The organism is Bacteroidota bacterium (assembly GCA_039821555.1).
GTDB lineage: Bacteria > Bacteroidota > Rhodothermia > Rhodothermales > Rubricoccaceae > JBCBEX01.
The window spans coordinates 267414-281724 of the sequence record JBCBNX010000003.1; the positions used below are offsets into that span (position 1 = coordinate 267414).

Annotated in this window: 9 protein-coding genes and 1 tRNA gene; 1 reads left to right on the forward strand and 9 read right to left on the reverse strand. The window is 65.4% G+C overall.

Annotated elements, in window-relative coordinates; genetic code table 11:
- Nucleotides 1-4 precede the first annotated feature (4 nt).
- The 3 genes from AAFU51_05495 to AAFU51_05505 form a co-directional block, all read right to left on the reverse strand.
- Nucleotides 5-3793 carry an AAA domain-containing protein gene (locus tag AAFU51_05495; protein MEO1570704.1) on the reverse strand — a complete coding sequence of 1263 codons (3789 nt, stop codon included), beginning with the start codon at nucleotides 3791-3793 and terminating at the stop codon, nucleotides 5-7.
- A gap of 110 nt (nucleotides 3794-3903) precedes the next feature.
- A complete protein-coding gene (locus AAFU51_05500; protein ID MEO1570705.1) occupies nucleotides 3904-5016 on the reverse strand; it encodes a site-specific DNA-methyltransferase in 1113 nt (370 codons plus the stop codon).
- An 802-nt stretch (nucleotides 5017-5818) separates the two neighbouring features.
- Complete coding sequence (locus AAFU51_05505; GenBank protein MEO1570706.1) at nucleotides 5819-6208, reverse strand: DUF2442 domain-containing protein; 390 nt, start codon at nucleotides 6206-6208, stop codon at nucleotides 5819-5821.
- A 313-nt stretch (nucleotides 6209-6521) separates the two neighbouring features.
- Between AAFU51_05505 and AAFU51_05510 the strand changes: the two genes are divergently transcribed.
- Nucleotides 6522-6600 (forward strand) — tRNA-Ser (locus tag AAFU51_05510).
- Nucleotides 6601-6680: 80 nt separating this feature from the next.
- Here the strand turns inward: AAFU51_05510 and AAFU51_05515 are convergent.
- The 6 genes from AAFU51_05515 to AAFU51_05540 form a co-directional block, all read right to left on the reverse strand.
- Complete coding sequence (locus AAFU51_05515) at nucleotides 6681-7331, reverse strand: HAD-IA family hydrolase (protein MEO1570707.1); 651 nt, start codon at nucleotides 7329-7331, stop codon at nucleotides 6681-6683.
- 94 nt (nucleotides 7332-7425) lie between these two features.
- Nucleotides 7426-8895: a hypothetical protein gene (locus AAFU51_05520; protein MEO1570708.1), complete on the reverse strand. Its 1470-nt coding sequence runs from the start codon at nucleotides 8893-8895 to the stop codon at nucleotides 7426-7428.
- A 44-nt stretch (nucleotides 8896-8939) separates the two neighbouring features.
- Nucleotides 8940-9626 (reverse strand): hypothetical protein, encoded by a 687-nt coding sequence (locus AAFU51_05525; protein ID MEO1570709.1) that lies wholly within the window; start codon nucleotides 9624-9626, stop codon nucleotides 8940-8942.
- A 72-nt stretch (nucleotides 9627-9698) separates the two neighbouring features.
- Complete coding sequence (locus tag AAFU51_05530; protein ID MEO1570710.1) at nucleotides 9699-10445, reverse strand: hypothetical protein; 747 nt, start codon at nucleotides 10443-10445, stop codon at nucleotides 9699-9701.
- 569 nt (nucleotides 10446-11014) lie between these two features.
- Nucleotides 11015-12028 carry a sugar phosphate isomerase/epimerase gene (locus AAFU51_05535; protein ID MEO1570711.1) on the reverse strand — a complete coding sequence of 338 codons (1014 nt, stop codon included), beginning with the start codon at nucleotides 12026-12028 and terminating at the stop codon, nucleotides 11015-11017.
- Between the two features lie 181 nt (nucleotides 12029-12209).
- The gene (locus tag AAFU51_05540; protein ID MEO1570712.1) at nucleotides 12210-14276 is read right to left on the reverse strand and encodes a glycoside hydrolase family 97 protein; all 2067 of its coding nucleotides are present in this window, start codon (nucleotides 14274-14276) and stop codon (nucleotides 12210-12212) included.
- Nucleotides 14277-14311: the final 35 nt, after the last annotated feature.

A 14311-nucleotide genomic window follows, 5' to 3' on the forward strand; every position in this document is an offset into this window, starting at 1 on the left:
CAGGCTAGGCTGGGTCGAGCAGCGCCGACCAGCCGGGCGTCCAGTGGAGCGCGTCGGGCCAGTCGGCGGGGCGCTCGTCGGGGAGACGGCCCACGTAGCCAGTGACCTCCAGGCTGTCATTACGAAGATCGAGAGCGACGTGTACGTCCGCGCGTCCGCGCGGCAGGAGCGCGAGTCGGAGGTCGGGGTGGAAGGCGTGGAGGCCCGCGTCGTAGCCCGCGCGCCGCGTGAAGGCGACGAGCGTCTCGTTCGAGCGGTAGTTCACCTGCAGCGCCTGCGGTGCGACGCCGTGTCGGTGCCGCGCGAACCCGTAGACCGACCCCACAAGGTGCTCCAACCCCGCCGGTGCGTCGGCTTTGTGGATCGGGGCGAGTTGAAGGTCGTCGCCAGCGAGCACGATGGCTCCGTCGTCGCGGCGCTTGCTCACCAGCAGCGTGCTCGCCGCCACGTCAAGCTGCGAGGCCTCGTCGATCACCACGAGGTCGAACCACCGGCTGTGCGGCAGGCGCTTTCTCGTGCCGCCGCTGGGGTAGCTCTTGAAGCTCGTCGACATGGCGAGGTTGTGTAGCTGGTGCGGCGTTGTGCCCACGATCACAATGCCCTCGTCGGAGTCCAACCGATCCTTGAGCGCGAGCACGTCGGGCGTCCCCCTCTCGTAGAGCGAACCCGGCGTGACGGCGACGACACCAGGGTGCTTCTTCTGCTTTTTGTCGCTAAGCAGGTTGTAGCCGCTCTGCACGCGATACAGCTCGTACGGCTTCTCGGGGAGCACCTGCGGCAGCAGCTCGTCTAGCCCTAGCAGCACGTTGTCCATCGCCCGGTACGAGTGCGCCGCGATGAGCACGCGGAGGCCACGCCCAGAGGCCTGTGCTTCGGCAGCAGCGGCAGCGACGATGCCGCGTAGTGTCCGGCTCTTCCCAGTTCCAGGAGGCCCCCAGACGAGCGTCAGCCCGCGCGTGAGCGCTGCCTCCCACGCTGCCCACTGCGATTCGTTGAGCGCATAGCCAGCAGCCTCCAGCGCGTCTCGGGCTGTGTCCAGGTCACGCGGCACAGCCTGCTCGGAGAGGGCTTGCGCGTTCCACAGATACTCCGAGAGCGGCGTCTCGGGATCAGGGTTGGTGGGGGCCGAATCGGGCTCGACGCCAAGCGCTAGCGCCGCCTGCGGATCAAGCCGCGCTGAGGCGGGCCTACCGAGACCCGCTAGTGTCTCCTGGACCTTGCGCTCCAGGTAGTCCTTGCTCGTCGGGTCGAGCATCACGTCGCCCGCGAAGTCGTAGGCCCCACACGCTTCCAGGTCCGGTACGCAGTTCGTGTGCCACGGCTTGAGCGCGATCAGCCCTGCCTCCCGGTCGATGGCCTTCACCGACACTGAAGTCAGCCCCGCCTCGGAGACACTGCCTCGTGGGTTCCCGTCGATGGTGATCCCGTACTCATCGAGTAGCGGAAAGGCCGATTTGTTGAGCAGATCGGGGTGCGCGCGGGGTGCGAGAGCGTACCCTAGAGCGGGCGGCCGCACGTTGAACTGCCGCGACGTGTCCGATAGCCGATAGACCCATAGCCCGTCGCTTGCTGGAAGTGCCTCGCCGGTTGCCGCGCGCAGCTGCTCCAGCGCCTCGCCCCGATCCGGGCCTTCCAGCCGCTCAGTCAAGAGCGCTGACTTGAACCGGGTCACCCGCTCGTGCGGCGGCATCGCCCGCACCGCCTGCGCCTCCAGCTCGTCGAGAGCGCCCCCGAGTCGCGTGAACTCGTGTAGGACAACGGCTTCAGCGGGAGCGTTCTTCATTCGGCTGGGCGTCTTGCCAAGCAGTGGGGCTCGCGTCTGGAGCTGCCGCTTCAGTAGCGTCTCCAGGTGGGCGACGACGAGGCGCAGCGCGGTCATCTTCTTCTGCGTAGTCTCCTCGATCACCCGCAGCGTCTGCGTCCAGTTGCCGCGCCGCTCCCACATCTCGTGCAGGCGCTCAGGCGGGATCAGGTCAGAGAGCGGATCGCGGAAAAGCGGGTGGACTGCTGGCACGCGCCAGGCTCCCTCCTCGGCCTCCTCGCCGGGGCCAACGTAGGCGTCGGGCTTGAAGCTCTTGACTACCTCCAGGAGCGTGTAGTGGTGCGGTACCGGCGCAGCCACGGTGTTCTGCACCACGTTCGAGACAAGCGTAAACGGCGACTTGTGCGACGCCTCTTCGGGGTGCTGGAGTAACTCTGGCGGCGTGAACAGCCACGCTGTGCCTCTGAGCTTCGGATCGGCCAGGATGGCGGGCAGGTGCCGCGATACGACGCGTGCAAGCTGCTTGCGCTGCGCCTCGTCCCAGAGGTAAAGCTGGTAGGTGCTCGTTTGGTGCTTGTCATTGCCGTAGTCCAGCTTCCGGCGGCCAGTAGCCACGTCGGCCTCGTCCGCCTCCCGTACGTCGTCGAGGACGCCCTTGAGCGCGCGCAGGAACGCGAGCAGCTGCTTGCGCTCCGCCTCTGGCGTCCGCTCCGCGACAACGTACGTCTCTTGGAACCCGTTGAACCGGTCGTACCGTCGCTGCTGGCGTTCCTCGTCGGAGCCGTACGGCAACGGCTCGCTCCAGAAGCCCCGCAGGCTGAAGGTCGCCGTGATGGCGCTGGCGAGGTCGTAGTCGAGGAACAGGTAGAGACGCAGGTCGGCGTAGCTCGGCATGAGCGCGTCGCCACCGGAGTTGGGCACCACGAAAGCCTCGCTCGTCTCCAACGACTTCGCGCGGTTCGGGTAGAGCGTCCGCTTGGCGCGAAGCGTCTGGCTGGCGTCGAACGCGCCGTGGCTGGCTGGCAGCGCGGCTAGCTCGCCTACGGTACGCGCTGCACCGCTCAGCAGACGCGCGCCGCCGCGCGAGAGCCCTACCACGCGTGATGGGTGGCCCTTGTGCTCGGCTTGTGGCCAGCAGTGAAGTGCCTCGTTGGTAGGCTTGCCGTCCTTTCCTGGGGGCCACGGATACCCGAGGTACTCGCACCCCTGGCACCGATAGTTGACGTGGCCTGGGAGGTCGTCCAGCGGTGTGGAAAGCACCTGGGGAAGCTCCTCCAGGAAGAACCGCGCCAGCCGCGCCGCTAGTGCGTCTACGGGGGCAATCTGGAGGTCTTCGGCCAGGGCTGCATCCATCTCGACAGGCGTCAAGCTGCGGGCGTGCTGCTCCGCCTCTTTCTTCGCCTTGACCACGGCGGAGTCCTCGTAGGTGCCGGGCCAGACCGCTGGTGCTGCCGTTACCACGAAGCGGTCGGCCAGCCCATGCTCCTCTAGCCACGCCGCGAGCGCCATCGAATAGTAGACCACCTCAGCGAAATAGTGCGCACCCGGCTCCGCCGCCTGCTTGATATCGATCACACGAAGCCGCATGCGTTCGTCGTGCGCCTCTATGCGTCTCATCTGGCCGTCCGGTAGCACCGCATGGCCTAGCCAGTCGGTACCCGTAGTGTCCGGGGGGCGCTCCCAAGCAGCGCGATTCTGCACCGGACCGAGCACCTGGATCAGGTCCGGGCGTGCGTCGCCGACACTCACAGACTCCTCTCTCGCGTCCTTCAGTTCGCCGATACCGATCGCCCGGCGGAAGTGCTCAGTGTGCGCTTCAAAGGTCGCCTCTACGATAAGCGTCCCTGGCTTAATCTTGTGGAGGACATCGATGAGTTGCACCTGGCCGATCCTGCCGTCAAGTAGCCGCTTGGCTATGACCCGCTGGGAGCCGAATACGCCTTCAACTTCGCTCACCTTCTGCTCCTGCCATTCCATTCCAGCTCGCCCAGTCAATCCGAGCCCTGCGCGGGCCGTTTGGGGCTGGGGCATCCCTCGTACGGCGCGTTCCGCCCTTGAGGTGTAAAGCTGCAGAAGCAACTGCCGACGACAGCCCGTACGGAGGAAGAGAGAAAGTGCCTTCTTAGCGAAGGAGGGCATGGTCAGTGCGTAGTCTTGAGAGTGTCGGGCACCACCAGGTCCACGCCGATGGCATTCCGCCCCAATGCTGCCGCAGCAAGTAGCGTCGTCCCGCTTCCCATGAACGGGTCAAGCACAGTGCCTGGCGTAGTTGGAGCGCCGCAGTCGCAGCGGTCCCAGCCCAAATGAAGTTTAGGCCCGAAGGTGAACTCCCTAAAGTAGCCCCCCAGCGCCTGCTTTGCTTCCTCTGCTAACGTCTGCACATGTGGAGCATTGCGCCCCGACCCGTTCTGGAGACGCTTGCCTTTCCCAGCGTCCGAAATGCCAACGGCACGAATCGCTGCTAGGTGTGCGTCCGTCAGCTTGTGCCGCTCGAAGAGCTCCATGGCACGTCGTGCCTGGGGTCGTTGCTCGTCGAGCTTGGCGCTTGGTGCCAGGACCCGTGTGTACGGGCAGCCGCATTTTGAGCAGACCCGCTCAGGGCAGCCCAACAGAATAGCCCGCCGCGCTAGCTCTGGCGGAAAAGGCGCGAGGTGATCGCTTCGGCTCCGGGCGGGATGGAGGTCCCACGCATCGCCGGGGTTCGCCGACCGGCCCAGGTCGTTCGCCAGTGCGTAGAGGTCGAAGAAGTAGTCGCTTGCCTTGCGCGCTCGCGTGAGGTGAAAGACCGGCTCGTGCCTGCTCGCCAGCCGGTATGGTCGAGGCTCGGGCATCCCAATCGCCTTTGTCCACGAGACGTGGTTGGCGACGCGCCACCCGGCATCGCGCGCGGCCACCTCGAAGCGAGCTGGCACGCCTGCCAGAAAGCCGCCGCGGTACGTGTCGCCGATGTTGAGGAAGACTGACCCGTGTGGCTTCAGCAACCGAGCCCACCCATTTAGAGTGTCGACAAGAGCCTCGACGTAGGCTTTCGGGGTGGCTTCCTGGCCGAGTTGGTCGTCGTGGCCGTAGTCGCGCCGCTTCCAATAGGGTGGGGACGTAACGATCAGGTCTACACTTCCGGCAACTAGAAATGAGAGGTCGCGGGCATCACCTTCGTGTCGCTCAGGCGCTTGCGCAGGAAGATGGGCATCAGGAAATGCTCCAACTGCCCCATCAGAGCAGGACGAGGGCAGCTCATTTCGGTCGGAGGTCATGGACTTGTAAAAGGAGAAGGCACCTCGCGCTGAAGTAACGAAACGAATCCGACCTGATCAATGGGAGGGCGACGCATGCGTGTCAGACCAAGATCATGTTGACAGCTTTCTTGAAGACTCTTCTCCCCTTCTCGGGAATATCTGCCAAAGGACGCGCTGAAATAGGCCTTGTCTGAGATTCGAGATATGAAAGCGGGCCGACGAGCCAGAATGCGTCTGCAAGGCCCGCGAAGCAGCTGTAGCTGAGCTACGGCGATACAGCTGCACGAAGCAGGCGCTCTTCGGGGCGAGGTGCAGCCCAGAAATTGAATCTCAGACAGACCCCAGGCTCGGCTGCTTCGCGCGCTTCCCTTTCAACTGCCCAATGGGGATGCAGCATGGGATCTTTTGACGGGCCCAGACCTCCTCCTTGTGGTTCGAGACACGCAGGACAACGTGATTGCCCGCTCGACACAACCTGTTGTGTCAGATGTCGGTCCTGGCAGTTTGCCGCTTTGGTTCACACTAGAGGCGCAGGTAGCCGATCTAGAGCGTGTGTACATCCTCTCAGTCTATGATCATGACGAATGGTCCGCGAACGAGTTGATGTTCGAGACCCAGCCTTTTGCTGCGGCTGACGCTCAGCGGGACGGGCGGTTGCATCGCGGACTGCTCAGCCACGGCGGCCAGCCGATTGGCAGCGTTCACTTCCGATTCGACGCATCGGAGGAGAAGCCGACAGCGAAGGTCAGTTGGTGACCTGCCGAGGCGGGGCACCCGATGTCGAGGCGGGGCACCCGGCCGCAAATCCCGGCTATTTGCTTCAAATGGCCGTGTCGTCGTGCCACCAATCAGGGAGCGCCCGGACAGGAGCATGCGGTTCTATGCCCCCATCTGCTGCCCTTTGAGCGCGACGGCGGTCCATCAAGGCCTTCCACCGCTCCAGACTTTCGCCTGATTCCTGACTAGGCACGCCCGCGAGCAGTCCAGCAACGCTCAGATCCTCGTCGAGAAGCGGCCAATGCATACCGCCTGGGTAGACTTCGACGATTTCCCGTTCTTCACGCTCTGCGTAGAGAAGTCGAGGGCTCCACGCAAGCGGGAACGACAGCATGCGTCCGTCTGACAGTTCAACGCAGACGGCATCACGCCCCACCTGCGCCTCAACAGCTTCGGGATGCGTGGAGCGTTTGACCGACCGCTTTTCGTTCATCAGGGGTTCGGCTATGCTGGAGTTCGACGAGAAGGTCTTCGTGTCCGTTCAAGAGAAGGCTTTGTCGAGCCGAAAACCCGGTCGTACTTCGAGTCAGGAACCAGAAAGCTCGCCACTCGCCTCCGAACAATACCCGAAGGAGTGGATCAGACTCAAGCTACAAATGGCCTGCGAGGTCCATGCTTCCCGGGATGTCCAGCACGTCGATTCTGGACGGCTTGTCTACACTTCGCCGGACTCAGGCGAAGCTGCTTATGCGGTCACGCACATGCCCAGGCGTTGGTACATCAGATGTAACACTTTTTCTGAAACAGCTCCCATATGACCCAAATAAGCAACTTTACACTTGACTCTTAATCAGGGTGTCCAAGGTTCGAGTCCCTGTGGGGGCACACCGCAAGGCGCGGGCGACACAGCAACGTGTCGCCCGCGTTTTGTTTTGCGTCGAGGTGGTCGTCACGTCGTTCTCCCCTCAGCGCGTCTGCAGCGTCACGACTAGGCCGTCGCTCTCGACGATCACCTGTACATCGGCGAGGCGCTCGATTACGGTCTCGGCGGCCGCCAACCACTCGGGGTGTCCCGCCGAGGCGATGCCGACGGCAACCGCCCCCGCCGCCTGCGCCGACGCGATCCCGGCCGGCGCGTCCTCGAAGACGAGGCAGTCGGCGGGAGCGAAGCCGAGGCCCGCGATGGCCTGGCGATACGGGTCCGGCGCGGGCTTGCCGTGCTGCACATCATCGGCGGTGACGAGGACCGGCGGGATAGGCAAACCGGTGTGCCGAAGCCGGTTCGTGGCCGTACGGCGCCGCCCACTCGTCGCGATGGCCCAGCGTGCCTGCGGAATCGTCGTCAAGAGCCGCGCGGCCCCGTCAAAGGCACGCAGGCCGTCCGTGTCGCCGGCCTCGTCGCGTTCCTTGGCCCGGGCCTCCACCTCCGCGTCGAGGTGCGGAGCGAACTGCCTGATCGTCTCGACCGTCGGTCGCCCGTGGTGCGCCGCGAGGATGGGAGCCACGTCTACACCGCGCGCCTCGGCCCAGCGCCGCCAATGCCGCTCGGCGATGGGGGTGGAGTCGCAGAGCACCCCGTCGAGGTCGAAAACGATGGCCTGACAGCGAAGGGTCATGGTGGGCGCGGTTGCCTATTCGACGGGCGTCGAGTCTACGACCTGCCCCTGTCGAACGCTCCTGCAGACCCAACAAGGCCCTGCGTCACACCGCTCAGCCCCCGTCGGTCCGGCAGATCAGGAAGTCGTTGTGGTTGCTGAGGTGCGACGACAATGCCCGGGGACCGATGCAGATGTCTCGGTAGGGATTGTTCTGCCGGTTGGTGAAGTGCCGGATGTAGACCGTCTTCCGACCCTCCGTGCACGGGCACGACGCCGTGGGGATGGTCGAAGGCGTGGGCGTCGTGCCCGGCTCCGACGGCTCTGGCGACTCCGATGGCTCTGGCGACTCTGACGGCTCTGGCGACTCCGACGGCGTGGTGGGCGTTGCCGCCGGTGACGTGCTTGTCGGAAGCGGGCCGCCCGCTGGCGTGCCAGGCGCCGACGGTAGGCTCGGGAGTGAGGGCGAACCTGGTGCGGACGGACCGCTGGGCGCCGGCGTGCTGGGCGGCGTAGGCGGGGGCGCGGGGGCAGCCGTGGGCACGGGCGTCATCCGCACCTCGATGACCTGGTCACTGAAGTCCGGTCGGCTGCCATAGTCCCGGAGTGTGCGATAGCCCCAGGAATCCACGGTAGGCCACCCGTTTCCGTCGTAGCCGAACGCCTTCAGGGCCTGGAAGCTGTTCGCGGGGTTGGTCGAGGTGGCGTTGTCCCAACTGGTCTTGTGCTGGTCTTCCCAGCCGATGCGCCAGCGCTGGTTGTCGTCCGGATGCTGCTCGATGAGCGACCACACCGTTTCCTCCATGTCGAGGAGGTTGCCCACCGTCCCAGCCAAGGCATAGTGGACGTGGTCATAGTCATGGATGTTGAACGGCTGTGGCGTGAAGCTGGACCAGCTCTGGCCGGTCGAGCAGTTCTTGTCCACGGCCAGCATGAAGTTCATCTGTGTGCCAGCATCGAGCGTATCCGAGAACGTGAGCGAGGCACCGTTGCGGTTCTTCCCGGCGGGGAAAACCATCTGCGGATCGCCCAGGCTGTTGCCGTCGGGGTCGAACTTCTCGAGGTAGATCGCGGAGCAGTAGCCTGCCATCGAGTCGAGGAAGGTGACGTCGAGGACGGAGCGCTGCTTGACGTGGAGCGGCTGCGTGGGCAGCGTGTACTCGTAGACATCGTCCATCACATGGCAGGCGCCGTCGTAGTAATCGCAGGGGTAGGTGGTGCTGTAGGCACTAGCGTTGTTTGTCCGCGTGAAGCCCTCTCCGTAGTAGCCCGTGGAGACGACCTCGACGGAGTGCCCGCTCGTGTAGCGCGCGTATGCCCGATAGGTGCCCCCCTGGTAGCTCCCCGAGATGTACCCTTGGCTGCCATTGACGGCCTCGACGCCCGCCTGGAGATCGTCTCCGTGGCTGCGGAGCACCCCCATGGCAATGTTGAACCCCGTGCGGGCGATCTCGCGGGCGAGCGTGCCCTCCTCGTGGTCCACCTGCTTCACGGCAGTCTGGTAGGAGGTCTCTGCCGAACTGGCGAAGCCTTGGGCGAGGAAAATGCCCATGGCGGTGACGAGAATGATAGAAAGGCGTCCCATGTTGGGGGTTGTCTGTAGGAGAGGGGCGGGGCTGCTTGCCGTCGCTAAATCGTGGTGGTTTTGTACTGCTCCCAGAAGGGCCTCACCTTGAGGGTGGTCGTCCAGAAGAGCTCGCTCAGGTAGGCCTGCTCAGGGTCGAGCTCGGGGATCATGGCGAACTGGAGCCGGATGAAGTCCGCCTCGTCGCGCTCAGAAGAGGCGGCGACGGTGCCGTCGTTCATGAGCAGCTGCACGGTGAACGAGGAGAGCGTGCGGACGGTGAGGCCGTCCCCCACCCAATCGCGTGTCGATGGGAAGGACACGGTCCCCCCCACGACTGGCATGGCGGCGGTATACCGCCGGGCCTCGTAGAGCGGCTGGTAGCGCTGCTGGCCGAAGGCGTCGGGCTCCAGCTCTAGGGAGTCGACCTGGGTGAGTTCGTAGCGGGTGTAGTAGCGCGTAGTCGCCGTCGAGGTCAGCGTCGAGTCGCTCCAGAACACCCACTCGGAGGTTTGGCCTTCGGCGTTGTAGGACGGGTACTCGAAGCGGTAGTTGTCCTGGCCGAGGTTTTTCCCCAGCGTGACCACGTCGCGTTCGAGCCAGTCGGCGAGCGACAGGGCCTTCGTCTTGACGACGTAGGCGCTGACCTGCTCGACGCGGCCCTGCGTCATGCGGACTTGCGAGGCGGTCAGCGACAGAGCCACCATCGACCCGATGATGACCGTCGAGAGGTGATCGAGGATGAGTTGCATGGGAGGGGTCGTCTAGGTGGAAATACCTCGCCTGGGCGAGGCTAGAGCGCTGGGTGTGCGTCGCTCGGTGGACTAGCTGGCGTAGCCGTTCAAGCAGGCTGTGACGTCCTGCACCCCGTCGACCGGGCCACAGTAGTTTTCGTGGTCGCGGTCGGCCTTGATCGGGTCGTAGGCGATGACGCGCTCGAGCTGGACCAGCGTGCCGTAGCCCTGCATGCGGGGCGCGGTGATCTTGAGGATGACCCGCTTGTGGCTGGTCAGGACATTCACTGGGGTCTCTGGCCCATCCTGGCGTACATAGAACACGTCGACATCCACGAGGAAGTCGAGGGTGCCGCCGTTGGAGAGGACGACCGACACCTGCTCGTTGCGGAGCCCCGAGAGGTCGTCCACATCGTCGCAGGCGAGGCTGTGCGTGAGGAGGTCGCACCGAGCCGTGTAGCCTTCGTAGCGACGCGAGAACCCTGTGTGGCTGCCCCGGCCAGCGAGGATGCGCTCCAGCACGGCGGGGTTGCTGTTGACCTCGCGGTCCGACGCCTCGGCGAGTTCGCCGAAGCCGTTCTGCCTCGTGAAGGCGGAGCTGTCGGGAATGTGGTTGCCCCCGCTCCCGTCCCGGCCCTCGATCGCGAGCGGCGTCGACGCCTCGTCGAAGGACCGCGCCGCGATGATCTCCATGATGTGGGTAGCCAGCCCGGAGCCAGCAAGGCGGTACTCCTCCACGACGCGGTCCTGGTAGGTCCCCATCTGGTGCTGCTGGTTGTTGAGCGTGAGCAGCCCAGCTAGTGCGAGTGCGAGCAGTCCGAGAAGCGTCTGTGGCATTGTCGTCCAATCGTGGAAACAGGGGGCATTGTCGCCATCCTCTGTTGCCAACCACATTCCGACTCGTCTCACATCGATATCACTGGTGAGACCCAGAAGGAAAACGTGACATCTGCGAGAACTATGTTAACCTAACGTTTATATAATAAAACCGCTCGCTGTCTGCTCGTGCCTCGTAGCGTCCTTTTCTAAATCGCCAAGTCTCACTGACTGTCGCCTTTTCCCCCGTTCTCGCATCCATCCAGCGCTGACGCCGACCGGGGGCGGCCCCTTCTGCCCCCGCCTCTACCGCCCAGACGCGTCCTAGCCTGGCAGCCCCCATGACGGAATGGACCTCAACTAAAACTGGTTGAATCCGGACGCTCTGCACGACCTCTGCGACCATGATGCCAATCTGGACGCCCCAACCAGAACCTCCATGCCGACTGGAGCCACCTCGACACGAGGGCTGCCCTGGGCCCGCCGCTGTAGGTTGTTCGACGGTCGGCTGTTTGATGACCAGCGGCTCGTCGGGCCATAGACTAGCGGGTAGGCATATTGTACCGACGTCCCTAGACAGGGCACCGCCGCTACCCCTCGCTCGCCTTGGAGAATTGCTGGTCGAAGATGATGTCCGATGGCGGGAAGCCCATGCGCTTGACGAACGCGGCCGCCTCGGCGGCGCCGTGCTCGCGGTCCATCTTCATGTCCTCCCACTCGACCGAGAGCGGGCCGTCGTAGCCCACGTCGTTGAGCGCGCGGATGATGTCCTCGAAGTTGATGCGCCCGCGTCCGAGGCTGCGGAAGTCCCACGAGCGGCGCGGGTCGCCAAACTCGGTGTGGCCGCCGAGCGTGCCCGCCTCGGTGCGCACGTCGCTCCACCAGACGTCCTTCATGTGGACGTGGAAGATGCGCTCGCCGTGGTCGCGGATGAAGCGGACGTAGTCGGCGTTCTGGTAGCCGAAATGGCTCGGGTCGAAGTTGATACCGAAGGCCGGATGATTGCCCAGCGCCGAGAGCGCCCGCTCCCAGCTCGGCCCGTCGAAGGCGATCTCGCTCGGGTGCACCTCCAGCGCGAAGCGGACCCCCAATTCCTGGAAGCGGTCGAGGATCGGCGTCCAGCGCTCGGCGACCTCCTGGAAGCCTGCCTCGATGTCTTCGGGGAGGTTGGGCGGCCAGGAGTAGAAGAGGTGCCAGATCGGGGAGCCGGTGAAGCCCGTCACCACCTCCAGCCCGAGCGCCTTCGCGGCCTCGGCGGTCTTGACGACCTCGGCGGCGGCGCGCTGGCGGACGCCCTCGGGGTCACCGTCGCCCCAGACGTGGGGCGGGACGATGGCCTGGTGCCGCCCGTCGATGATCTTGTCCGCGACGGCCTGCCCAACGAGGTGACACGAGATCGCGAACAGGCTCAGGCTGTGCTCCTCGCGTAGGGCCGTGTGCTCACGGAGGTATGCGTCCGACTCCAGCACTTGGTGGATGTCGCAGTGGTCACCCCAGGTGGCGAGTTCGAGGCCGTCGTAGCCCCACGAGGCGGCCTTGGGCGCGAGTTCGGCGAGGGGCATGTCGGCCCACTGGCCGGTGAAGAGCGTGACGGGACGAGGCATGAGTCGAGGGGCGAAGGTGGGCGGGGGACGTTGGACGTGGAGGTCGAGCGTGGTACGCTCCCCCCGCTTCCCTCCCCCTAAAGGGTCGGAAAGCTGTCCCCCTCACGGGTGAGGGGGACAGTTCGTGTAGACGCAGGAGCGGAGCGACTGTCCACACGAACGGGGGGAGCCGTCGTGCCGCTTACCCCACCGGCGCGAAGCGTACGGCGAGGCCACCGCTACGGGCGAGCGGGACGGTGAGGCGGTCGGCGGCGGTGACGGCGCGCGTCTCGATCACGTAGGCGGTCGCGTTCGTCTCGTAGTCCGCGTCGTCCGCGTCGCGGTAGAGCGTGGCGGTGTAGGTCGTGCCCGGGTCGAGGAAGTCGAGCGCCACGTCGACGGTGCGGGCGGTGGCGTCGTTCTTCGCGCCGAGGTACCAATCGTCGGAGTTGCGGTCCTTGCGGGCGAAGGTCACGTAGTCGCCGATCTTGGCTTCGAGGACGCGCGTGGCGGCCCAGTCGGCGGGGACGTCTTTGATGAACTGGAAGGCGTCGGGGCGCGCTTCGTAGTTCTCGGGCAGGTCGGCGGCCATCTGGAGCGGGCTGTAGAGCACGACGTAGAGCGCGAGCTGCCCCGCGAGCGTCGTCGGGACGGCATTGCCGCCCTCGCCCGTCTCCGAGGCGTCGAGCGCGAAGATGCCGGGCGTGAAGTCCATCGGACTGGCGAGCATCCGTGTGAAGACAATCGTTGGGATGTGGTCGGGGCCGTTGCCACCGCCCCACGCGGAGTTGTACTCCTGCCCGCGCGCCGCCTCGCGCGTCATCAGGTTCGGGTAGGTGCGCCGCAACCCGGTGTCCTTCACCGACTCGTGGATGTTCACTGCGACGTTGTACTTCGCCGCGACCTCGACGGACTTCTGGTAGTGGTTGACCATGAACTGGCCGTAGTTCCACTCGCGCGTCGTGTCGCCCGGCGCGACGCCCGGCCCGTCGGTGCGGGGGAAGTTCATGCCCCACTCGACGTAGCCGGTCTTGACGGCGCGCATGTCGAGGCGATCCATGAGGGCGAAGGCGTCGTCCATCTGGCGCTCGTAGTTGGGCGCGCTGCCGCTCGTCTCGTGGTGGCCGATGAGCCGCGTCCCGCGCTCGCGGGCGTAGGCGGCGAGGTACTCCAGGTCGTAGTCGGGATAGGCCTCGGTGAAGTTGAACACGTCGCCGTTGGCGGTCCAGTCGCCGTCCCAGCCGACGTTCCAGCCCTCGACGAGGACCCCGTCGAAGCCGTGCTCGCCCGCGAAGTCGAGGTAGCGCTCGGTGTGCGTGGTGGTAGCCCCGTGACGGTCGCCGCTGCCCCATGTCCACTGTTGGATGTGCATCGCCCACCAGATGCCGATGTACTTCCCGGGCTTGGCCCAGCCCACATCGCCGAGCGTGTTGGGCTCGTTGAGGTTGAGCATCGTGTAGTTGGTGACGAGGTCGCCGGGGGTGTCGCCGACGAGGACCATACGCCAGGGCGAGGCGTGCGGGGCCTCGGCGTAGACAGCCACACCGGTGCTCCACGGGGCGAGATGCGCCTGGAACGCCTGCGGTCCCGTGCGCCTGAGCGACATCGCGGCATAGTCCACAAGCGCCGCCTCGTGGATGGCGACGAACGGGCCACCACCGCCCTCGCCTTCTACATCGCCGTAGGCCATCGTGAGGGGCGTGTGCATGAGGTAGCCCGCGCGGTGGAGCGGCATCTGCTCGTAGAGGTACTCGTAGCGATTCTCCTCGTAGGCGCGGATGAACCACGTCTGCGGGTTGCCGACGAGGTGGAAGCCGGTCAACTCCTCCATGATCTCGAACGCGCCGAGGTTGGGCTGCTCTGGCCAGACGTAGCGGAGGCCGACGCCATTGTCGAACACGCGCACAACGATGTCCATGCGCCGTGCCAACTCGCCCGTTTCCTGGAGCATCACCGTCAGTTCGTTGTGGTGGTCGCGGACCTCGGCGACCTCGCCCCAGGGCTGCGTCCACGTCTCGTCCACACTGTTGGTAACGGTGTCCATGATCCGCATGCCGATGCCGAGCGTGTCACCGCCTGCGAGGACCACGCCGAGGCGCTGTGGCAGCAGCAGCGCCGCCCCGTCGCGGTCGATCTGGTAGGCCACGGGCCCGGCATCGTCGAGCATCACCGTGACCGCGAGCCGCCCGTCGGGCGATGCCACCGTCGCGGAGGTCTGGGCGGCGCTAGCGAGGGGCATGAGCACGAAGGCAAGGAGGAGGAGACGCATGGGAAGGCGGAAAGTGAGAAGTTGGACGGGAGTTC

Coding starts and splice junctions, on each gene's coding strand:
- AAFU51_05530 (MEO1570710.1), bottom strand. CDS start 10,445: ATGCCACAGACGCTTCTCGGACTGCTCGCACTCGCACTAGCTGGGCTG.
- AAFU51_05515 (MEO1570707.1), bottom strand. CDS start 7,331: ATGACCCTTCGCTGTCAGGCCATCGTTTTCGACCTCGACGGGGTGCTC.
- AAFU51_05525 (MEO1570709.1), bottom strand. CDS start 9,626: ATGCAACTCATCCTCGATCACCTCTCGACGGTCATCATCGGGTCGATG.
- AAFU51_05520 (MEO1570708.1), bottom strand. CDS start 8,895: ATGGGACGCCTTTCTATCATTCTCGTCACCGCCATGGGCATTTTCCTC.
- AAFU51_05540 (MEO1570712.1), bottom strand. CDS start 14,276: ATGCGTCTCCTCCTCCTTGCCTTCGTGCTCATGCCCCTCGCTAGCGCC.
- AAFU51_05505 (MEO1570706.1), bottom strand. CDS start 6,208: ATGAACGAAAAGCGGTCGGTCAAACGCTCCACGCATCCCGAAGCTGTT.
- AAFU51_05500 (MEO1570705.1), bottom strand. CDS start 5,016: ATGACCTCCGACCGAAATGAGCTGCCCTCGTCCTGCTCTGATGGGGCA.
- AAFU51_05495 (MEO1570704.1), bottom strand. CDS start 3,793: ATGCCCCAGCCCCAAACGGCCCGCGCAGGGCTCGGATTGACTGGGCGA.
- AAFU51_05535 (MEO1570711.1), bottom strand. CDS start 12,028: ATGCCTCGTCCCGTCACGCTCTTCACCGGCCAGTGGGCCGACATGCCC.